Annotated in this window: 22 protein-coding genes; 18 read left to right on the top strand and 4 right to left on the bottom strand. The window is 70.0% G+C overall.

Translation table 11 applies throughout. The features are described from left to right. Positions 1-58: 58 nt before the first annotated feature. The 3 genes from L0H79_RS04300 (at position 59) to L0H79_RS04290 (ending at position 1873) form a co-directional block, all read left to right on the top strand. Positions 59-322 carry a type II toxin-antitoxin system Phd/YefM family antitoxin gene (locus L0H79_RS04300; protein WP_301483316.1) on the top strand — a complete coding sequence of 88 codons (264 nt, stop codon included), beginning with the start codon at positions 59-61 and terminating at the stop codon, positions 320-322. Positions 323-854: 532 nt separating this feature from the next. Continuing rightward, positions 855-1331, top strand: coding sequence for a hemerythrin domain-containing protein (locus L0H79_RS04295; protein ID WP_301483315.1), 477 nt, complete (start codon positions 855-857; stop codon positions 1329-1331). A gap of 8 nt (positions 1332-1339) precedes the next feature. Further along, a complete protein-coding gene (locus L0H79_RS04290) occupies positions 1340-1873 on the top strand; it encodes a flavin reductase family protein (RefSeq protein WP_301483314.1) in 534 nt (177 codons plus the stop codon). Positions 1874-1887: 14 nt separating this feature from the next. Here L0H79_RS04290 and L0H79_RS04285 read toward each other — a convergent pair whose 3' ends face one another. Next, positions 1888-2577: a TetR/AcrR family transcriptional regulator gene (locus L0H79_RS04285; RefSeq protein ID WP_301483313.1), complete on the bottom strand. Its 690-nt coding sequence runs from the start codon at positions 2575-2577 to the stop codon at positions 1888-1890. Between the two features lie 87 nt (positions 2578-2664). Between L0H79_RS04285 and L0H79_RS04280 the strand changes: the two genes are divergently transcribed. From L0H79_RS04280 to L0H79_RS04270, 3 genes are read left to right on the top strand one after another with little or no spacing between them, the layout of a single operon-like run. Then, complete coding sequence (locus L0H79_RS04280) at positions 2665-3975, top strand: acetyl-CoA C-acetyltransferase (RefSeq protein WP_301483312.1); 1311 nt, start codon at positions 2665-2667, stop codon at positions 3973-3975. 2 nt (positions 3976-3977) lie between these two features. Beyond that, entirely contained in the window at positions 3978-5342 is a 1365-nt protein-coding gene (locus L0H79_RS04275) for a 3-oxoacyl-ACP reductase (protein ID WP_301483311.1), read from the top strand. Between the two features lie 4 nt (positions 5343-5346). Then, complete coding sequence (locus L0H79_RS04270) at positions 5347-6204, top strand: MaoC/PaaZ C-terminal domain-containing protein (RefSeq protein ID WP_301483310.1); 858 nt, start codon at positions 5347-5349, stop codon at positions 6202-6204. 332 nt (positions 6205-6536) lie between these two features. On the opposite strand, the gene L0H79_RS04265 is transcribed toward L0H79_RS04270, so the two are convergent. Next, entirely contained in the window at positions 6537-7502 is a 966-nt protein-coding gene (locus L0H79_RS04265) for a hypothetical protein (RefSeq protein WP_301483309.1), read from the bottom strand. 200 nt (positions 7503-7702) lie between these two features. On the opposite strand from L0H79_RS04265, the gene thrS reads away from it, so the two are divergent. The 10 genes from thrS to L0H79_RS04215 all read left to right on the top strand — a co-directional run bounded on the left by thrS (position 7703) and on the right by L0H79_RS04215 (position 16391). After that, positions 7703-9685 carry a threonine--tRNA ligase gene (thrS, locus tag L0H79_RS04260; protein ID WP_301483308.1) on the top strand — a complete coding sequence of 661 codons (1983 nt, stop codon included), beginning with the start codon at positions 7703-7705 and terminating at the stop codon, positions 9683-9685. 305 nt (positions 9686-9990) lie between these two features. Next, positions 9991-10695 (top strand): phosphoribosyltransferase, encoded by a 705-nt coding sequence (locus L0H79_RS04255; protein ID WP_301483307.1) that lies wholly within the window; start codon positions 9991-9993, stop codon positions 10693-10695. 72 nt (positions 10696-10767) lie between these two features. Next, on the top strand, positions 10768-11346 hold the full coding sequence (locus L0H79_RS04250) for an HIT domain-containing protein (RefSeq protein WP_301483306.1): 579 nt from the start codon (positions 10768-10770) through the stop codon (positions 11344-11346). Positions 11347-11358: 12 nt separating this feature from the next. Beyond that, on the top strand, positions 11359-11982 hold the full coding sequence (pgsA, locus tag L0H79_RS04245; RefSeq protein ID WP_301483305.1) for a phosphatidylinositol phosphate synthase: 624 nt from the start codon (positions 11359-11361) through the stop codon (positions 11980-11982). After that, complete coding sequence (locus tag L0H79_RS04240; RefSeq protein ID WP_301483304.1) at positions 11982-12947, top strand: phosphatidylinositol mannoside acyltransferase; 966 nt, start codon at positions 11982-11984, stop codon at positions 12945-12947. The genes pgsA and L0H79_RS04240 overlap by 1 nt, the downstream gene beginning before the upstream one ends. 22 nt (positions 12948-12969) lie before the next feature. Then, the gene (locus L0H79_RS04235; RefSeq protein ID WP_301483303.1) at positions 12970-14145 is read left to right on the top strand and encodes a glycosyltransferase family 4 protein; all 1176 of its coding nucleotides are present in this window, start codon (positions 12970-12972) and stop codon (positions 14143-14145) included. Next, positions 14142-14696, top strand: a complete 555-nt coding sequence (locus L0H79_RS04230; RefSeq protein WP_301483302.1) for a hypothetical protein — start codon at positions 14142-14144, stop codon at positions 14694-14696. Before L0H79_RS04235 ends, L0H79_RS04230 begins: the two co-directional genes overlap by 4 nt. An 89-nt stretch (positions 14697-14785) precedes the next feature. After that, positions 14786-15709: a pyridoxal 5'-phosphate synthase lyase subunit PdxS gene (gene pdxS, locus L0H79_RS04225; protein WP_301483301.1), complete on the top strand. Its 924-nt coding sequence runs from the start codon at positions 14786-14788 to the stop codon at positions 15707-15709. Positions 15710-15804: 95 nt separating this feature from the next. Continuing rightward, entirely contained in the window at positions 15805-16053 is a 249-nt protein-coding gene (locus L0H79_RS04220; protein ID WP_301483300.1) for a ribbon-helix-helix protein, CopG family, read from the top strand. Continuing rightward, the gene (locus L0H79_RS04215; RefSeq protein ID WP_301483299.1) at positions 16047-16391 is read left to right on the top strand and encodes a type II toxin-antitoxin system PemK/MazF family toxin; all 345 of its coding nucleotides are present in this window, start codon (positions 16047-16049) and stop codon (positions 16389-16391) included. Before L0H79_RS04220 ends, L0H79_RS04215 begins: the two co-directional genes overlap by 7 nt. A 701-nt stretch (positions 16392-17092) precedes the next feature. Here L0H79_RS04215 and L0H79_RS04210 read toward each other — a convergent pair. Both L0H79_RS04210 and L0H79_RS04205 read right to left on the bottom strand, forming a co-directional pair. Beyond that, positions 17093-17497, bottom strand: a complete 405-nt coding sequence (locus L0H79_RS04210; protein WP_301483298.1) for a type II toxin-antitoxin system VapC family toxin — start codon at positions 17495-17497, stop codon at positions 17093-17095. A gap of 3 nt (positions 17498-17500) precedes the next feature. Further along, the gene (locus L0H79_RS04205; protein WP_301483297.1) at positions 17501-17779 is read right to left on the bottom strand and encodes a type II toxin-antitoxin system Phd/YefM family antitoxin; all 279 of its coding nucleotides are present in this window, start codon (positions 17777-17779) and stop codon (positions 17501-17503) included. A 189-nt stretch (positions 17780-17968) separates the two neighbouring features. On the opposite strand from L0H79_RS04205, the gene L0H79_RS04200 reads away from it, so the two are divergent. Both L0H79_RS04200 and L0H79_RS04195 read left to right on the top strand, forming a co-directional pair. Further along, the gene (locus L0H79_RS04200; RefSeq protein WP_301483296.1) at positions 17969-19573 is read left to right on the top strand and encodes a multicopper oxidase family protein; all 1605 of its coding nucleotides are present in this window, start codon (positions 17969-17971) and stop codon (positions 19571-19573) included. A gap of 207 nt (positions 19574-19780) precedes the next feature. Continuing rightward, positions 19781-21157, top strand: coding sequence for an FAD-binding oxidoreductase (locus L0H79_RS04195; protein WP_301483295.1), 1377 nt, complete (start codon positions 19781-19783; stop codon positions 21155-21157). Positions 21158-21177: the final 20 nt, after the last annotated feature.

The raw sequence follows: 21177 nt of genomic DNA, 5'->3' as shown, positions 1-21177 counted from the left end.
GTTCCGCCAGATTGAGCCGATCCCTCGAACTAGACTATTGCCTGGGTGGGAGGTCTCCATGTCCAAGACGATCAGCATCGGCGAGTTGCGGCAGAATCCGACACGCATGCTTCGCGAGGTCAAGGCCGGCGCCATCTACACGGTCACCGATCACGGCGAGCCGATCGCAGAGATCGGCGCTCGGCGGCGGCCGCGTTGGGTTCTTGGCGACGAGATTGACTCGCTGCTGCGCGAACTGGGCGCCGACGAGGCGTGGGCCCGGGAGATCGCGAATGAACGCGCGGCCTTCGACGTCGTCGACCCCTGGGAGCGCATCGAGTGAAGGCGCCTCGACACGAACCTGCTCGTCGCCGGAGCGCTCTCACACCACGACTACGAGATTGCGGTGTCTTCGTTGTCGTGGGCCGAACTCGGTTACGGCGACCGCAAGGTCACTGACCCGGTCGAACGGGCGCGCCGCGAGTCACCAATCGGTCGCCTTCGGGCCGTGCTCGGCTCGGGCATCCCCTTCGATGATGCAGCCCGCGGACGCCTATGAAACGGTGTGCGGGCTTGTCCTGGCAGGGGGTCGTGAGGTCCGGGGCCGGGCGATCGACCTCATGATCGCGGCGACTGCCGCGGCACAGGGCGCCGTCGTGATCGCCCGCAACGTCGATGACTTCATCGGGCTTGGATGGTTTCGTCATCGTCGTTGCCGCCTGACGGCGGCAGCGGGTCATCGCATCACCACGCACCCCCGTATGACCGGCATCAGTCGTTGGCCGTTGAGAAATCGGGATGTCGGGCCGACCGACGGGCATCGGCACCGAGGTCTTGGCGCCTGCCTCATAGACTGCAGGCAGGAGGCGATCACAGTGCACGAGACGAACGTGAGCGCGCTGATGGAGCGGGAGCACCACGAGATCGACCAGGCCATCGAGCACTTCGTGGCGGGCCTGAGCGAGGGCAAGCTGCGTCACAAGGACCTGGCTCGGGCCGGCGACCTGCTCAAGCGGCACATCTACGTCGAGGAGGAGCTCATCTTCCCGACCCTGCGGGCCAAAGGCATGCTGGCGCCCGTCCTCGTCATGCTGCGCGAGCACGGCGAGATCTGGCGGACGCTCGACGCGCTCGACCTCGAGGTGGGGCCGGGCACGGCGGCCGAGTGGGTGCCGGACCGCTGTCACCAGCTGCTCCGCCAGCTCGAGACCCACAATGGCAAGGAGGAGCCGATCATCTACCCGCAGGCGGATGCCCTGCTGACCGACGAACAGACGGCGACCGTGCGTGAGTTCCTGCACTCAGGCACGATGCCGCTCGACTGGGTGTGCGCCCAGGCGCCCAACGGCTGAGTGGCTCGATGACGATCCACTCCGAGCATCCCTTCCTGGCCGCCGAGGCCGACCGCGACCCCGTGCGGCGGCTCCGGGGCCGGCTCGGCGCGACGGTGTCGCTGTGGACCGCAGGAGCCGGCGCCGAGCGGGCCGGCCTCACCGTGTCGTCCTACCTGATCGCACCGGGGGAGCCGGCCCACATCCTCGGCCTGCTCCAGCCGGAGTCGACTCTCCTCGAGCGGCTGCTCGACACCGGCACCGCGGTGGTGCAGCTGCTCGAGTGGCGCGACCGAGAGCTGGCCGACGTCTTCGCCGGGCTCTTCCCAGCCCCCGGCGGGGCCTTCCGACGCGGCACCTGGGAGCAGAGCGAGTGGGGGCCGGTGCTCGCGACCGCATCGGCCTGGGCGGGTGTCCGGCTCGCCGACCCGGCTGATTCAGCAGGCCATCGGGCCGTCGGGTGGTCCGACCTCGTCGACACGGTGATCGAGTCCGTCGTCATCGGTGAGCAGGACCAGCCCCTGGTCCACCGCCGGGGACGCTATGTCAGGCCCGCGACCTGACGACGCGCCCCCGGTCACTGCTCGCTGGCTCGGCTCGGATGGACGTCCCTGCGCACGCTGAGCATCGGCCCGAGGCCACGCCAGGCAAGGTCCGTCAGGACGCCGACGACGTCGCCCCGCGGCAGCCGATCCACCGAGGAGAGCCAGTCATCGGCGACGGCCCGGACGGAGCCGACGAAAGCGATCGCCCACAGGCGGGCCCGACGTGGGTCTCCCTGCAGCGGGACGGAGGACAGGAGCAGGTCGACGACCCGGTCCGTCGTCGCCTCCACGGGATCGTCGGGCAACGGGGTCTCGACGAGCGGCCGGTTGACGACGAAGCGGTACACCTCGGCATCCGACTCGACGAGCGACAGGTAGGCCTCGACTGTCGAGGCGACGGCGACGCGCAGGTCGTCGGTGGCGCCGGTCGCGGCCAGCGCAGCGGACACGTGGCGGTACACGCGCTGGTCGATCCGGTCGGCGACAGCACGGTAGAGCCCGGCTTTGTCGCCGAAGTGGCGGTAGATGACCGTCTTGCTCGTCGCGGCGGTGCTCGCGATGTCGTCCATGCCGACGCCCGCCCCGTGGGCCCGGATCGCCCGGATCGTCGCGTCGACGAGCTCGCCGCGGCGCTGCTCGCGATGCGCCTCCCACCGGGTGTCGCGTCCATCCCGCGGCGCAGGCTCGGGCCTGTTCCCCGCTGTGGGTGTGGCCAGGCCCATGTACCCGAAAGTAGCAGCAACCGAGTGTATCGGCTACCGTGAGTATCGGTTACTGCATCCTTCCCTCATGACCTTCAGGAGCGTTCCATGCCGCAGACCAGTCCGCGCCCGCCCCGTCGCGCCGCCATCCTCGGCGGCAACCGGATTCCCTTCGCCCGGGCACAGGGCGCCTACGCCAAGGCGTCGAACCAGGACCTGTTGACCGCGACCCTCGACGGGCTGGTCGCGCGGTTCGGGCTGGCCGGCGAGCGGATGGGTGAGGTCGCCGCCGGGGCGGTCCTCAAACACAGCCGGGACTTCAACCTCACCCGGGAGTGCGTGCTCGGCAGCAGGCTCGACCCGCACACTCCGGCCTATGACGTGCAGCAGGCCTGCGGGACCGGTCTCGAAGCCGCCATCCTCGTGTCGAACAAGATCGCCCTCGGCCAGATCGAATGTGGTGTCGCGGGTGGCACCGACACCGCGAGCGATGCCCCGATCGCCGTCTCCGAGGGCCTGCGCGAAACACTGCTCGAGCTCAACCGGGCCAAGAGCCTGCCCGACCGGCTCAAGGCCCTCACCGGGCTACGCCCCGGTGACGTACTGCCCGCGATCCCGCAGAACGTCGAGCCCCGGACGGGCCTGTCGATGGGCGAGCACATGGCCCTGACGACCACCGAATGGGGCATCACCCGTCAGGAACAGGACGAGCTCGCGGCGGCGAGCCACCAGCACCTGGCGGCAGCGTACGAGCGCGGCTTCTTCGATGATCTGGTCACCCCCTACCTCGGGCTGACCCGCGATGACAACCTGCGCGCGGACTCGACCGTCGAGAAGCTCGCCACCCTGAAGACCGTCTTCGGCAAGGGTGACGGCGCGACGATGACCGCCGGCAACTCCACCCCGCTGACCGACGGCGCCTCGGCGGTCCTGCTCGCCAGTGATGAATGGGCCACCGCGCACGGCCTCACTCCGCTCGCCTGGCTCGTCGATGCCGAGACCGCGGCCGTCGACTACGTCCACGGCGCAGAGGGCCTGCTCATGGCGCCGGCCTACGCCGTGCCTCGGTTGCTCGCGCGAAACGGCCTGACCCTGCAGGACTTCGACCTCTACGAGATCCACGAGGCCTTCGCAGCAACGGTTCTCACCGTGCTCAAGGCGTGGGACGACCCGACCTACTGCCGGGAACGACTCGGCCTCGACGCGCCGCTCGGCTCGATCGACCGGGGCCGAATCAACGTCACCGGGTCGTCGCTCGCCACCGGGCACCCGTTCGCCGCGACCGGCGGCCGGATCGTCGCCACCCTCGCCAAGCTGCTGCACGAGCAGAAGCAACAGGACCCGGAACGCACCGTCCGAGGCCTGATCTCCATCTGCGCTGCCGGTGGGCAGGGCGTCACCGCGATCCTGGAGGCCTGACCATGACAGACCTGCTCACGACCATCATCACCTCGCCCGTGGCGAAGAAGGCGGGAGTCCCGCAGCCGACCCCACTGCGACGGTACGAGCCGGGCGCGCCCGTTTGTGAAGGCCCCGTCCTCGTCACCGGCACGGGTCCGTATGCCGCTCAGCTGCGTGAGTGGGCCGGTCAGCTTGGTCTCGGGCTGGCTGTTGCGCCGGTCGAGGGTGCTGGGACGGCCGACCCGACCGCCGGCGCGACCAGCCTGAACGCCCCGAACGAGAAGGTGGGCGCGATCGTCGTCGACCTCAGCGACGCGACCGACCCTGGCGACCTCGCCGTGCTGCGGACCGTCGCGCCGTCCGTGAAGCGACTGCGGCCCAACGGCCGCGTCGTCGTCGTCGGAACCGACCCGGCCGGCCTGAGCGACCCGGCGCACGTCGCGACCCAGCGGGCCCTCGAGGGCTTCGTCCGTTCACTCGGCAAGGAGCTGCGGGCCGGTGCTACGGCGAACCATGTGCTGGTCCGTGGCGAAGCGTGGGACGGGCTACGGTCCGCCGTCGAGTTCTTCCTGTCCGGACGGTCTGCCTACGTGGACGGCCAGGTCGTGCGCGTCAACGACGCCGGCGGCGCGAACTCGGACATCCTGCGCCCTCTCGAGGGCAAGGTCGCCCTCGTCACCGGCGCCGCTCGTGGGATCGGCGCCGAGATCGCGGCCGTGCTGGCGCGGGACGGTGCGACGATCGTCGCCGTCGACGTTCCTGCCGCCGGCGAGTCCCTTGCCCGGGTGGCCAACGAGATCCGCGGCACCGCCCTGCACCTCGACGTCACCTCGCCCGATGCCGGAGCGAGGATGCTCGAGCACACCCGCTCCCGGTACGGCCGCCTCGACATCGTCGTGCACAACGCCGGAATCACCCGCGACAAGCTCTTCGTCAACATGGACGAGAGCCGATGGGACAGCGTCCTGCAGGTCAACCTGCGCTCCATCCTGCGGATGAACGAGGCCATCCTGCGCGATGACGGCCTCGGAGAGGGTGGCCGTATGGTGTGCCTCGCCTCGATCGCCGGTATCGCCGGCAACCGAGGCCAGACGAACTACGGCGCCAGCAAGGCCGGAGTCATCGGGCTGGTGACCTCGACCGCGGCGCAGGTCCGCGACCGGGGCATCACCGTCAACGCGGTCGCGCCGGGTTTCATCGAGACCGACATGACGGCGCGAATCCCCTTCGCCACGAGGGAGATCGGACGCCGGATGAACTCCTTGCAGCAGGGCGGCCTGCCGCGCGACGTCGCCGAGGCGATCGCCTGGCTCGTCCAGCCCGGGGCTGCCGCCGTGACCGGCCAGGTCGTGCGCGTCTGCGGCCAGAGCCTGCTCGGGGCGTGAGGAGATGACCCGCGAGATCATCCTCGACGGACCCCCGGACCTCCGGCGCATCTACGCGACGGCCGCCCTGAAGCGTGGCGCGGACCAGGACCGGCTACCCGACGTCCGGGTGCTGCGCCGGGGTGTCAGGGTCGATCGCGACAACCTCGCACGGTACGCCCACGCGTGCCGCTTCACGTTCAGCGACCGGCTGCCCCTGCCGTACCCACACCTGCTGGGCTTTCCGCTGCAGATGGTCGTCATGAGCCAGCGCGACTTCCCGCTTCCGCTCGTGGGCGCGGTGCACATCGAGAACGTCATCACCGTGGATCGGCCTGTCTCCCTCGGCGACCCGCTCGATGTGACCGTCTGGTCGGAACGGCTGCGACCCCATCCGAAGGGGCGCCAGGTCGACCTCGTGACGCAGGTCAGCGTCGGCGCCCAGGTGGCCTGGCGTGGGGTGAGTACCTACCTCGCGCGCGGCGATGAACACCACGACGCCGAAGCGTCGGAGCCACCGTCGCTCGCACCCCTCGAGGGTGTCGCGGCGGGGCCGACCTGGCGGTTCGGCGAGGACACCGGGCGGAGGTTCGCCGGGATCGGCGGGGACTGGAACCCGATCCACGTCCACGCGGTGCTTGCCCGGCCGCTCGGCTTCCCGACCGCGATCGCGCACGGGATGTACTCCTACTCGCGGTGCGTCGCAGCCCTCGCGCCGCGCTTGCCGGAGTCTGGCGTGACGAGTCACGTGTGGTTCCGCAAGCCGGTGCGGCTGCCCTCGACGGTCCGGCTGCGCACCGCGTTCGACGAGCGCCGAACCCTGTCGCTGCTCGAGGGGGTCAAGGGAGACCTCGACCACGCCGTCGTCGAACACACCTGGTAGCCCCTGATCCCAAGTGCACTACTGCACATCGAGCGTGCACCTCTCGTCATCGAGAGTGCACTTCTGCGGATCGAGAGTGCACTTCTCGTCGTCGAGAGTGCACTTCTTCTCGTCGAGAGTGCACTTCTTCTCGTCGACAGCGCATGGGTCCCGGTCTGCAATGAACAGTCGATCAGAACTGGCGCACCCTCGATCAGAACTGGCGCACGCTCGATGGGGACTGGTGCACTGTCGATGGGGACTGGCGCACGCTCGATGGGGACTGGTGCACGCTCGATGGGGATTTGTGCACGGTCGATGGGGATTTGTGCACTGTCGATGGAGAGGTGGGGTCACTCGTACAGGACGTACTCCGGCTCGGGCTTGAGGGCGAGCACCTGTTTCGGCGTCATAAGGGGGCCGAGGCGCCGATCCTCCTCGTAGAAGAGCTTGAAGCCGGGATGGACGGACTTGGGACGGCCCTTCATGACGGCCTTGTAGGTGTGCTCCTTCATCTCCTTGCTCCCGATGCCGTCGACCGACTTGATGATGGCGACCCCCGGGTGGGACCTGATCGCCTGCTGGTCCCGCACGACCGACACGGCGACCTGGTGGAAGACGAGCACCTTCTGCGGCAGGTCGTCCGCATCGACGATGCCGGACAGGTAGCGCGCCACCGAGTCGATCTCCGCGCCGCTCGTGTGGCCGTACATCCGCATCGGCACCTGCCCCGGCCCCATCCGCCACTCCGGGTCGAGCGCGACGCCGACATCGGGCTCCTTGAGCCACTTCGCGTAGGCCCTGACCTCGGTGAGGAAGTCGGCCCGGCCGGGCTGGATGTCGAGCAGGAGGATCCCCTCGACCTTGCGGGCCGCCTCGAGGTGGCGCGCGATGAGCTCATCGGAGCTCCTCGTCCGGTACATCCCGTCCCGCCCGGGGCTGCCCTGCACGACGGTCGCGATGAGCTCGAGCACCGGCAGGATCTCGCGTCCATCGGCGTAGGGCTTCGCGATCTTCTCGATCTCGCGGGCCCGCTCGTCGAGATCGCCGATGCCAAGCCTTCCGAGCGCAGCCGACCCGGGATGGCCGGCGAACCCGACGAGGCGGTAGTGCGGGAAGACCGTGCGCCCACCTCTGGGCAGCTCGGGCGGCGGAGTCGGCGTCGGAGTGGTCTGGCTCGGCCCTGCCGGCGCCGAGCCCGCGTTGGACCGGGCTGACGCAGGCGACTGCGCTCGCGGCGGGTTGGACCCTCCCACACAGCCCGAGGCGAGCAGGAGGGTGAGGAGCGCCGTCGCGAGGATCAGCAGGCGACGTCTCACACACACCTCCGCAACCCGGGACCATGCCCAACGACCGAACCCGCCAGCCCGACCCTGACAACCAAGACCCGCACCAGCGGGTCCTGACAGCAGGGTACGTGCCGCCGCACGGCTGCGCGGCCCGCCACGCGCAGTGGATACGCTGGCCGGGTGCCGCGGTGAGCGGCATACCCCATCTCATCACGCAAGGAGTCACACCCGTGCCTGCACAGATCACCGTCACCGCCGCCGGAAGCGAGCGATCGGTGCCGGAGCAGACGACGGCGGGCGAACTCTTCGAGGGCCGGCGCGAGGTGGTCGTCGCCCGGGTCAACGGTGCGTTGCGCGACCTCTTTCACGTCCTCGCGGACGGCGACCTCGTCGAGCCGGTCACCATCGGCAGCGAGGACGGGCTCGCCGTGCTGCGCCACTCGGCCGCGCACGTCCTTGCGCAGGCCGTGCAACTGGTCAACCCGGACGCCAGGCTCGGCATCGGGCCACCGATCCGCGACGGGTTCTACTACGACTTCGACGTCGACGAGCCGTTCCAGCCGGAGGACCTCAAGGCACTCGAGAAGGTCATGCAGAAGATCGTCAACGAGGGGCAGACCTTCGCCCGGCGGGTCGTCACGGATGCCGACGCGCTGCGTGAGCTCGCCGACGAGCCGTACAAGTGCGAGCTCGTCGGCCTCAAGGGGGGCGCCGGCGAGGCGGCCGAGGGCGCGGGCGTCGAGGTCGGCGCGGGGGAGCTGACGATCTACGACAACCTGCGCCGCGACGGCACCCGCGCGTGGGCAGACCTCTGCCGCGGACCGCACCTGCCGAGCACCAAGCTGATCGGCAACGCCTTCAAGCTCATGCGCTCCGGTGGCGCCTACTGGCGTGGCTCGGAGAAGAACCCGCAGCTGCAGCGGATCTACGGCACCGCCTGGCCGAGCAAGGACGAGCTGCGCGCCCATCTGGACAGGCTTGCCGAGGCCGAGCGGCGCGACCACCGCAAGCTCGGTGCCGAGCTCGACCTGTTCTCCTTCCCCGACGAGCTCGGCTCAGGCCTCGCCGTGTTCCACCCCAAGGGCGGGGTCATCAAGCGCGAGATGGAGGACTATGTCCGTCGCCGCCACCTCGAGGAGGGATTCCTCTACGTGGGCACGCCGCACATCAGCAAGGACGGCCTGTTCCACACCTCCGGGCACCTGCCGTACTACGCCGACACGATGTTCCCGCCCATGCACCTGGAGGGCGCGGAGTACCGCCTCAAGGCGATGAACTGCCCGATGCACAACCTCATCTACTCCTCGCGGCAGCGTTCCTACCGCGAGCTGCCCCTGCGCTTCTTCGAGTTCGGGTCCGTCTACCGCTACGAGAAGTCGGGGGTCGTGCACGGGCTGACCCGGGTGCGAGGTATGACGCAGGACGACTCGCACTCGTACGTGACCCGGGAGCAGGCCCCTGCCGAGGTCAAGCACCTGCTCGACTTCGTCCTGTCCCTGCTGCGCGACTTCGGGCTCGACGACTTCTATCTCGAGCTGTCCACCCGCGAGACCGAGGGTGAGAAGAGAGACAAGTTCATCGGCTCGGACGAGCAGTGGGAGGACGCGACCGCCATCCTCGAGCAGGTCGGTCTGGACTCCGGTCTCGAGCTGGTCCCCGACCCCGGCGGCGCCGCCTACTACGGGCCGAAGATCTCGGTGCAGACTCGCGACGCGATCGGCCGGACCTGGCAGATGTCGACGATCCAGTACGACTTCAACCAGCCGGAGCGCTTCGGGCTGGAGTACCAGGCGGCCGACGGGTCGAGGCAGCAGCCGGTCATGATCCACTCGGCGAAGTTCGGCTCGATCGAGCGGTTCCTCGGGGTCCTCGTCGAGCACTACGCCGGCGCGTTCCCCGTGTGGCTCTCACCCGTCCAGGCGCTCGGTGTGCCGGTGGCTGAGGAGCACGCCGACTACCTGACCGGTGTCCTGGACCAGCTGCGGGCAGCCGGCGTGCGCGTCGAGCTCGACGCGAGCGACGACCGCTTCCCGAAGAAGATCCGCAACGCGAGCAAGTCCAAGGTGCCCTATGTCCTCATCGCGGGCGAGGACGACCGGACGGCCGGGGCGGTGTCCTTCCGGTTCCGGGACGGGTCGCAGAAGAACGGGGTGCCCGTCGCGGACGCCATCGCCGAGATCCTCCGAGCCATCGAGACACGCGCGCAGGTGTGAGGCCGGGCGACCCCGCGTCTCGCGGGGAGTCTCGTCGAGCCCTTGCGCGGTGCTCGGACCTGGGTACAATGGCAGGTACCGGACCGCTTTGCGCGGGACGACTTCCTCGCATCGCATTGGCGAACGAGGAACAGAAGGCCCGGGAACTCATACTTCCCGGGCCTTCACATACCTGTGGGCGGCGGCCCCGCGGCTCTCACACCCGCGGGGCCGAATGCTCGGCCCGGCTGGGCCACGCCGCGGTGGATGCGGCAGGATCGGAGAGCACCCTTCATCGGTGCGCACCCCGCGAGCAGGAGGTGCCCGTGTACGTCTTCCGGGATCGTGTCGAGGCTGGGGCCCGGCTGGGCGAGCGGCTGGCCCGGTTGTCCCTCGAGGATCCGGTCGTCCTCGGGCTGCCGCGAGGCGGGGTGCCGGTCGCCGCGCAGGTGGCCAGGCGGCTGAGCGCGCCGCTCGACGTCATCGTCGTGCGCAAGCTGGGCGTGCCCAGCCAGCCCGAGCTGGCGATGGGCGCCATCGGTGAGGGCGGCACCCGGGTCCTCGACGAGCGGATCGTGCGGGCGGCAGGGGTCGGCCCGTCCCTGCTGGCGCAGGTCGAGGACCGGGAGAGGGCCGTGCTCGAGGGCCGCGTCACCCGGCTGCGCAGCGGTCGCCCCGGCATCGATCTGACGGGCCGCACCGCCGTCATCGTCGACGACGGCATCGCGACCGGGGCAACCGCGCGGGTCGCCTGCCTCGTCGCGCGTGCGCTCGGCGCGCGGTGGGTCGTCGTGGCCGTCCCGGTGGGCCCGCCCCACGTCGAGGAGCGGCTGCCCGAGGCCGATCTCGTCGTCTGCCTCGAGCGTCCGTGGCGGTTCCGTGCCGTCGGCGCGGCTTATGACGACTTCGAGCCGACGAGCGACGACGAGGTCACCCGGATCCTCGCCGAGCCCACCTCCGAGCACCTCCCGCCGGACCCCGACGACGGTGGGGCCCTGCGATCTCACACATCGCAGGGCCCAGACCATTGAACACGCGAAACGGCCGATCTCCCAATCGACACGCTGCGAGGCGACCCGGGAGCACCCCATAAGATCGCGGGCATGACGGACCAGAACGAGGAGGCGTCGCCGTCGGTGCGCATCGAGAGCGTCGAGGACCTTGTGCACGTCGGCGACGGCTTCGAGCGTCTCTGGACACCCCATCGGATGGCCTACATCGTGGGGGAGAAGCCCACCGACGAGGCCGGTACGGGCTGCCCGTTCTGCACCGCCCCGAGCCGGGACGACGCCGACGGGCTCATCGTGTACCGGGGTGAGCTGTGCTACGTGGTGATGAACCTGTTCCCCTACAACCCGGGGCACGTCCTGGTCTGCCCCTACCGACACGTCTCCCTCTATCTGGACCTGACCGACGACGAGACCGAGGAGTTCACCGGACTGACCAAGCAGGCCCTGCGTGCCCTGCAGTCCGCCTCCGAGCCCCACGGCTTCAACCTCGGGATGAACCAGGGCGCCGTGGCCGGTGCCGGGGTGGCGGCGCACCTGCACCAGCACATCGTCCCGCGGTGGGCCGGTGACATGAACTTCCTGCCGATCGTCGGGCAGACCAAGGCGCTGCCGGTCCTGCTCGAGGACACACGCGCGCAGATCATCGCCAACTGGCCCGGTGCCGGTCAGTAGGCTGACGGCACCATGCTCAACCGTCTCATGCGGGCAACCATGACCAAGGTGCTCAGCCCGATCGCCCACGTCCTGCTCAAGCTTGGCATCAGCCCGGATGTCGTCACGAGCGTCGGGACGCTGGGTGTCTGCTTCGGCGCGCTGGCCTTCTTCCCACGAGGACAGCTGTGGGTCGGCGTGCTCGTCATCACCGCATTCGTCTTCTCCGACACCGTCGACGGCATCATGGCCCGCGCCTCCGGGCGGTCGACCAAGTGGGGCGCCTACCTCGACTCGACGCTGGACCGCATCGGCGACGCCGCGATCTTCGGCGGCCTCGTGCTCTACTACGCGGGCCGCGGCGACAACCCGGTCATGGCCGGCCTCGCCCTGGCCTGCCTGATCCTCGGCAGCGTCGTCTCCTATGCCAGGGCTCGCGCCGAGGGCCTTGGCTTCACCGCGAACGTCGGGATCGCCGAGCGTGCCGACCGGCTCGTCGCCGTCCTGGTCGCGACCTTCTTCGCCGACGTGTTCGACGTCTCACTGCTGCTCGGCATCGTGCTGGGCCTGCTCGGCATCGCCAGCCTCGTGACGGTCGTCCAACGCATGCTCGCCGTCCGGCGCCAGGCGCTCGCCGCGGGGGAGGTCTCGGGTTGATGCGTACACCCCTGGCCGGCCGGCTCACCGGCGGCGTGAGCGTCCTCGGCTTCCGCCTCGGGTGGTCGACGGTTCGCGCGATGCCGGAGCGAGCGGCATACGCCCTCTTCGACCGGATCGCCGACGTTGCGGTCCTGCGGGGCGGCAAGGGCGTCGGGCGGCTGCGCAGCAACTACGCGCGGGTGCGTCCGGAGCTGACGACGCGCGAGCTCGACGAGCTCGTCCACGACGGGATGCGCTCCTACATGCGCTATTACTGCGAGGCGTTCCGGCTGCCCTCCCTGACTCCCGAGCAGATCGACCGCGCCGTGACCACGACCGGGTTCGAGGAGCCGCGCGACACGTGCCGAGCGGGTGGCACCGCCATCGTCTTCGTCGGCCACCTCGGCAACTTCGACCTGGCCGCCGCGTGGTCCGCGCGCAACCTCGCCCCCGTCACGACGGTCGCCGAGCGGCTCAAGCCCGAAGAGGTGTTCCAGGAGTTCGTCGCCTTCCGCACCAGCATCCAGATGGACATCATCCCGCTGGAGGGCGGTGACGACCCGTTCCGTGAGCTGGTGCGCACCGCGAGGCACGGCGGACGCCTCATCGCGCTCGCGAGCGACCGTGACCTGACCGCGAACGGCGTCGAGGTCGACCTGCTCGGGCACCGGGCCCGGATGGCCAAGGGGCCCGCCCTTCTCGCGCTCATGACCGGCTCACCCCTGTATGCCGCTCGCGTCCACTACGAGAAGGCGCCCCGCGGCGCGGGGCTCGGCGGCTACCGCACCGTCATCGAGATCGGCCCCCGCCTCACGCCGCGCAGCGACGGCGGCATCGCCGAGCAGGCCGCAGACCTCGTCCAGCAGTGCGCCGACCACCTAGCCGAGACGATCCGCACCCACACAAGCAGCTGGCACATGCTCCAGCGGGTGTTCGTCGACGACCTCGACCCGGCGATGCGTGACCTGACGGCGGCGCCATGACGGCTGACACGAGGACCTCGCCATGAGGATCGGGATCGTGTGCCCCTACTCGTTCGACGTGCCCGGTGGGGTGCAGTTCCACGTCCGGGACCTGGCCGAGTACTTCGTCGGAGACGGCCACCACGTGTCCGTCCTGGCCCCCGCCGACAGCGAGACGCTGCTGCCCGACTACGTCGTCTCGGCGGGCCGTGCCACCCCGGTGCGCTACAACGGCTCGGTGGCCCGGCTCAACTTCGGGCCGGTCACGGCGAGCAAGGTCAGCCGCTGGCTCGACCACGGTGAGTTCGACGTGCTGCACCTGCACGAGCCGGTAACCCCGAGCGTCAGCTTCCTTGCGCTGACCGCCGCGAACGGTCCCATCGTCGCGACCTTCCACACCTCGATGATCCGGTCCCGCACGCTGCAGACCGCCTACCCGATCGCGCGCCCGAGCCTGGAGAAGATCGCCGGCCGGATCGCCGTGAGCGAGGACGCCCGCCGCACGGTCACCACCCACCTCGGCGGCGACGCCGTAGTCATCCCCAACGGGGTCTACGTCGACCGCTTCGCGCGGGCGCCGAAGCGCCCGGAGTGGGTCGGCACCCCCGAGCGCCCGACGGTCGCGTTCCTCGGGCGGATGTCCGAGCCCCGCAAGGGCCTGCCGGTCCTCGCCGCGGCGCTACCGGAGGTGCTGCGGCAGCTCCCGGGGCTGCGAGTGCTCGTCGCCGGCCCAGGCGATGTCGAGCACGTCACCGCGGGCATGCCGCCCGGGGTCGCTGCCGCCTGTGAGTTCCTCGGGCCGGTCTCCGACGAGGACAAGGCCGCCCTTCTCGCGTCCGCCGACGTCTACGTCGCCCCGAACACCGGCGGTGAGAGCTTCGGCATCATCCTCATCGAGGCCATGTCAGCGGGCTCCTGCGTGCTGGCCAGCGACCTGGCTGCGTTCTCTCGCGTGCTCGACGGCGGTCGCGCCGGACAGCTGTTCCGCAACACCGACCGGGACGACCTGGCCCGCACCCTGCTCGACCTGGTGCGTGACCCGGTACGCCGTGCGGTCCTCGCCGAGGCCGGTCGCCAGCGCGCCCGCCAGTTCGACTGGTCGGTCGTCGCGGCCCGCATCCGGGCGGTCTACGAGACTGTCATCGAGGGCCAGAGCCTGGCCTTGGCGCAGCCGACCACCCGGTGGAGCCGCTTCCTGCGAGGGGGGCTCGGCCGATGACCGGCACACTCACCTGGGTCTTCGCCGTCCTGTTCGTCCTCGTCGTGATCGCGTGGTACCTGACCTACACCGCGGCCCGGCTCGACCGGCTGCACGTGCGACTCGTCGGGACCGTCGCAGCCCTGGACGCCCAGCTCGTCCGACGGGCCGAGGCGTCCATCGAGCTGGCCAACAGCGGGCTCGTGGACGGGGCGACGGCGCTCATCCTGGCCGGCGCCGCAGCGCAGTCGCTCGAGGCCCCGGACGAGGACGGCGTCATCCGCGAGGCGATCGAGAGCGACCTGACCGAGGCCCTCGCCCTGGCGTTCAGCCCCGAGCTCGTCGAGCACCTGCGCGAGGCCGCCGGCCCGCTCGGGCAGGACTACCTCGACGGGCTCTCCTCCGCGTGCCTGCGCGTCCAGCTCGCCCGGCGTTTCCACAACGACGCGGTCACCGACGTCCGCCGGGTCCGACGTCAGCTGGCCGTGCGGGTCTTCCACCTGGCCGGGCACACCCCGATGCCCGTCACCGTGGAGTTCGACGACGCGGTACCCCCCGGACTGGATCAGTGACGCCCGTCGGACACCTGGTCCGGACGCGCACGGTGTCGCCGTACCCTTGGTGTGTTCCGTGAAACCTCTCACCGAGAAAGCAGGAGACCGTGAGCACCACTGGCGAGGCGGGCACCGCGCCCGTTTCCAAGACGGGCACCGGCACGACCCGCGTCAAGCGCGGCATGGCCGAGATGCTCAAGGGCGGCGTCATCATGGACGTCGTCACCCCCGAGCAGGCAAAGATCGCCGAGGACGCCGGTGCCGTCGCGGTCATGGCACTCGAACGGGTCCCCGCCGACATCCGCGCCCAGGGCGGGGTCTCCCGGATGAGCGACCCCGACATGATCGACGGGATCATCGCGGCCGTGTCCATCCCGGTCATGGCCAAGGCCCGGATCGGTCACTTCGTCGAGGCCCAGGTGCTGCAGAGCCTCGGTGTCGACTACGTCGACGAGTCCGAAGTCCTCACCCCCGCCGACTACGCCAACCACATCGACAAGTGGGCTTTCACCGTCCCGTTCGTCTGCGGCGCGACCAACCTCGGCGAGGCCCTGCGCCGGATCACCGAGGGTGCGGCGATGATCCGCTCCAAGGGCGAGGCCGGCACCGGCGACGTCTCCAACGCGACGACCCACATGCGTCAGATCCGCGCCGAGCTCCGCCGGCTGCAGAACCTGCCCGAGGACGAGCTCTACGTCGCCGCCAAGGAGCTGCAGGCACCGTACGACCTCGTCGCCGAGGTGGCCCGGGCCGGCAAGCTGCCCGTCGTGCTCTTCACCGCCGGCGGCATCGCCACCCCATCCGACGCGGCCATGATGATGCAGCTCGGCGCCGAGGGCGTCTTCGTCGGCTCCGGCATCTTCAAGTCTGGCAACCCGGCGCTGCGGGCCGAGGCGATCGTCAAGGCGACGACCTTCTACGATGACCCCGACGTCGTCGCCAAGGTCTCCCGGGGCCTCGGCGAGGCCATGGTCGGCATCAACGTCGAGGACGTCCCGCAGCCGCACCGGCTGGCCCAGCGCGGCTGGTAGACGAGGCGATTCGGGGCGCGCCGACTGTGTCGGATGGCGTGATCCCAATGGCAGCGCTCTGGAACTCCGGTAGGAAAAGTTATACCGTTGGTGTCATGAAGACAGCGATCAGCCTCCCCGACCAGGCTGCCGCGCGGTACGACCGCATCGCGCAGAGACACGGGATGACACGGTCGGAGTTCTACAGGCGCGCCGCCGAGATGTACGCGGACGAGTTGGCCGATACGGGGCTGACGGCGCAGATCGATGACGCGATCGACGCCGTCGGGCAGCCCGGCGAGGAGTCCGCCGAGCTGCGTCGAACGGCGAACGCCCGTCTTGTCGAGGTGTCGGACGAGTGGTGATCCGGCGCGGAGAGGTGTGCTGGGTTGACTTCGGCGAACTCAAGGGCAGCGCTCCCGCCAGGTGGCGACCGGCCGTGATCGTGCAGTCCGACCGCTACAACTCATCGCGCATCTCCACAGTGGTCTTGCTGCCGATCACATCCAACACGGCTCTTGCACGGCATCCGGGCAACGTGTTCGTCCCGGCGCTGGCCTCTGGCTTGTCGAAGGACTCGGTCGTCAACGTGTCGCAGCCGATGACCGTCGACCGCTCCGACCTCGATGACACTGGCGCGGAACTGCCCGACAGCCTGATGGACGCAATCGACGCAGGTCTCCGGCGGGTACTGGACCTATGACGCTCCTGCGGTGTATGCCCGTCTTGGACCGCAGCATCAACGTCGAAGCCGTGCCTGCCCCCACCGGCTCGCCGAGCGCGGCTCGGACGGCTTCACCAACCGCGACCTGCGCGAGCTGACCGGCGAGTTGCGCGGCATGCCAGCCGAGCAGATCACCGCCGGACCCTTCCGAGGGAGTGTGTCCGCGCACAGGTGCGCGAAAGCGTGAAAGCCGGTCTACGGCGTCGTTCTCTCTGACCTGCTACTTCGTCTCGCTCGGGTGGCTCGTGTGCACCTGCTCGAGGTCTGCGTTGCCGAGACCGGCGGCAAGAGCGGTCGCCGTCTCCTTGGACATGCGCTCGGCGAGCGATCCTTCGTCATCGAGGGTGACAGTGATGAGCTGTGCGGCGAAGCTCAGCAGGCGCGATCGGCCTTTCGGCCTCGCGCTGCGACATCAGCACCAGCGACTCGCCGTCTCGACGCGTCACCGTGACAGGGTGGTCCTCGGCCTCGGCGAAGACCTCGGCGGAGTGCTTGCTCAGGTCCGAGGAGCGCCGCGTCCGGGCGGGGAGGTCTGCAGCGATGGTCATCGTTCCATGCCATTCGGACCGTGTTCGGAAGTCCAGGATCCAACTCGAGTCCGCAATCGGATCCGTCGTGCTGTACAGGCCGACCGCTGCCACATGGTGGCCGGCAACCACGATGGCACTGAGGCTGAGAACTCAGCGAGAGGGTGGCTCGACCGGGTCGGTGATGTTCAGGCCCAGATGCCTGGCGACGGTCTTCATCGTCTGGTCGTGTGTCGCCACCGTGACTGGCTCTCCGATGAGGAGCGCCGTGGCCAGGTGCAGGGCATCGAGCGTCTTGACGTGGCGTTCGATGGATTCGGCGACGGTGTGTGTCTCACGGCTGATCTCGAGCATGCCGATGCGGTCGAGGAGCGGTGTGCCCTCGATGAGCGGCCTGTCGTCGCGCCGCAGAACGCGGATCACCTCCGTGCGCAGGAGACGAGATGAGACGATCGTTCCAGCGTCCTGCATCCAGGACTGCAGCCGTTCGCGCTCGGGAACATCCAGGATCGTGCGGAGGGCAACCGAGGCATCGAGGTAGACCAAGCCAGTGGGCACGAGTCAGTGATCCCCTCGTAGTTCGTCGATCAACGCATCGGCCTCATCCGCCGTGTACGTGGGCCCGCCCGGGAACGTCGGCCACGGGGCAGGCTCCGATGCCGGCGGTGTGTACCGCCCCTCGCGCTCCAACCGCGCCAGCGCCCTGTCCGTGTCCCTCATGATGCTGACCCGCCAGCGTGGCTTGCCCCGCTCGGTCACCACCACGTCGTCGGTTTCGGTGACCTTGTCGAGGACGGCGGCGGTCTGCTGATTTAGCTCGCGCTTGGTGACCGTTCGCATCCACCAAGTGTACTACGTATGTCAGACGTCAGACAGCCTGCGTTGGCTGTGGACCACCTGCCCGGGACAGACAGTCATCCCTTGGGGAAGGATACGAGATGGGCTGGATGATGCGGCTGCTCATGGGCAGGAGCACCCTGGCCCTGTGACCATCGGCAGCATCCCGTGCCTCGACCTCGAAGGAAGAAGATGACCACGCACTCACGACGGCACGTCCTGCTCGGCGGCCTCGGCCTGGCCGCGACCACGGCCCTGACCGGCTGCACCGGCTCGAGCCCTACCGGCGCGGCTCCGGGCGCGCCGCCTGCGGGACTGGTGGCGGCGATCCGTCAGCGGGAGGCGGCCCGGCCGCGCACCGGGCGCACCCGCGCCTACACCCTGCAGCCGCAGGCCACCCGGATCGACCTGGGCGGGCCGGTGGTGGCCACTCTCGCCTACGGCGACACGATCCCCGGCCCGGTCATCCGGGCCGACGTCGGCGACGAGCTCGCGGTCACCGTCCACAACCGGCTCGATGCGGCCACCTCGGTGCACTGGCACGGCATCGCGCTGCGCAACGACATGGACGGCGCCGCGCCGGCGACCCCGGACATCGACACCGGCGGCACGTTCACCTACCGGTTCTCCGTGCCCGACCCGGGCACCTACTGGGCCCACCCGCACGTCGGCATCGCGATCACCGACTACGGGCTCTACCTGCCGGTCATCGTCGACGACCCCGGTGAGCCCGGCGACTACGACACCGAGTGGGTCGTCGTGCTGGACGACTGGACCGACGGGGTCGGCCCCAGCCCGCGGGAGGTCCTCGACACGCTCCGCCAGGGCGGCGGCATGGGGATGGGCGGCATGGGCCACGGCGGCATGCCCGGCACGGCGACCGGTGGAATGGGGCATATGGGCAGCGGGTCGCCCGCACCGGGCGCGAGCGGGATGGGCGGGATGAGTGGTATGGGCCACGGGACCGGTGGCGGGAGTGACCTGCTGGGTGGGGACGTCGGAGACGTGGCCTACCCCTACTACCTGGTCAACGGCCGGGTCCCGGCCGCCCCCAGCACGTTCCGGGCCAAGCCCGGCCAGCGGATCCGGATCCGGGTCATCAACGCCGGGGCCGACACCGCCTTCCGCCTCGCGCTGTCCGGCCACTCGATGACCGTGACCCACACCGACGGCTACCCGGTGCAGCCCCGCCAGGTCGACGCCCTGCTGGTCGGGATGGGCGAACGGTACGACGTGACCGTCACCGCCGGGGACGGGGTGTTCGCGCTGGTCGCCCTAGCCGAGGGCAAGGACGGCGCCGCCCGGGCCCTGCTGCGCACCGGAAGCGGCGCCGCCCCCGAGGCCTCGCTGCGACCCGAACAGCTGCACGGCCGGGTCGGCACCGTGCAGCTGTTCACCGCCACCGACCAGGCGGCCCTACCGGCGCGGCCGCCCGACCTGCAGCTCCCGGCCCTGCTCGGCGGGGACATGACCAGCTACCGGTGGACCATCAACGGACGCACCTTCGATGCGATGCAGCCCCTGGGCATCACGGCGGGGCAGCGGGCTCGGCTCACCTTCACCAACCACACCATGATGTGGCACCCGATGCACCTGCACGGGCACACCTTCCAGGTCGTGCGAGGTGACGGGCAGCCCGGACCGCGCAAGGACACCGTGGCCGTGCTGCCGATGCGCTCGGTCGCCGTCGAGGTGCAGGCCGACAACCCCGGCTACTGGATGCTACACTGCCACAACGGCTATCACATGGATGCCGGGATGATGACGCGGCTGGACTACCGGAGCACGGACTCGTGATCCGGCGCCACCCCGCCTCGGCGGGCCCGTCACCGTGCACCGAAGGAGCCTGTGGATGAGCCCCACGCCCGGTCGGGACGACGCCCACGCGACAGGGCCGGGACGGCCGGGACGCACGCACTCGGGCCCCGCGTCTGCCCGAAGGTGCGTCAGGACGCGCGTGTCGAGCAACTACTCTCCTACCAACGCGAAACGACGGAGGCCGCAATGCTGGACGCGGAGCTGGACTCGCTGGCCGGACGACTCGGGGACGGGGTGCTCGTCACCGGCGAGGAGACGATGGAACGCTACTCGCACGACGACGCCGAGTGGGCGCCATACGGCAGGCCGGTGGCGGTCGTCCGGGCGAGGTCGACCGATGACGTGGCGCAGACGGTGCGCTGGTGTGCGGAGCATCGGGTGCCGCTCGTCCCACGCGGAGCGGGCACCGGGTTGTCGGGGGGCGCGAACGCCGTCGAGGGATGCGTCGTCCTCAGCCTGGAGCGGATGACGGAGGTCCTCGAGGTCAACACGGCGGAACGCTATGCCGTGGTGCAGCCGGGCGTGGTCAACGACGACCTGCGGGCCCGCGTCGCCACGGACGGTCTCTGGTACCCGCCTGACCCGGCGAGCTCACCATGGTCGACGATCGGCGGGAATGTCGCGACGAACGCGGGGGGCATCTGCTGCGTCAAGTACGGCGTCACCGGCGACTATGTGCTCGCCCTCGAGGTGGTCACCGCCCAGGGCGAGGTCGTCCGGGTCGGTCGCCGCACCGCCAAGGGGGTCGTGGGATACGACCTGTGCGCGCTGCTCGTCGGGTCGGAAGGCACCCTCGGCGTCGTCACCGAGATCACCGTGCGGCTACGGCACCTGCGTGCCCCGGAGCGCACGGTCGCGGGCTACTTCGACTCGCTGACCGACGCCGGCCGTGCCGTGGCGGCTCTCAGCGAGGCCGGGGTGATCCCGTCAGCGCTCGAGCTCGTGGACCGGTACTGCCTCGAGGCGGTCGACGCCTGGAAGCACATGGGGCTGTCCGTCGACGCCAACGCCGTCCTGCTCGGCCGGACCGACGCAGCCGGGGAAGCCGGAGACCTCGAGGCCAGGCTGATGGCCGACTGCTTCGAGAAGGGCGGGGCGAGCTTCGTCGGGATCTCCTCGGACGAGCAGGAGGCCGAGGCGCTCTTCGCCGCCCGGCGGCTCGCCTACCCAGCGGTCGAACGGCTCGGGCCGGTACTCACCGAGGACGTGTGTGTGCCGACCGCACACGTCCCCGAGATGCTGGGGCGCATCGAGCGCGCGGCAGCAGCGCACGACGTGCACATCGCCAACATCGCTCATGCCGGCGACGGCAACCTGCATCCGCTGATCATCGCCAAGCCGGGTGACGATGACGCGCAGGAGCGCGCCAAGGCAGCCTTCGCGGAGATCATCGAGGACGCGATCGCACTCGGCGGCACGGTGACCGGGGAGCACGGGGTCGGCATCCTCAAGCGCGCCGGTGCCGCCAAGGAGCTCGACCCGGGCGCCATCGCCTGGCAGCGCGCCATCAAACAGGCCCTCGACCCACACGGAATCCTCAACCCAGGCAAGGCGATTCCCTGACCCGGCGGCCCGTTCGCGGC

Source organism: Intrasporangium sp. (assembly GCF_030452765.1).
GTDB lineage: Bacteria > Actinomycetota > Actinomycetes > Actinomycetales > Dermatophilaceae > Intrasporangium_A.
This window is presented reverse-complemented; position numbering and strand designations above follow the sequence as displayed.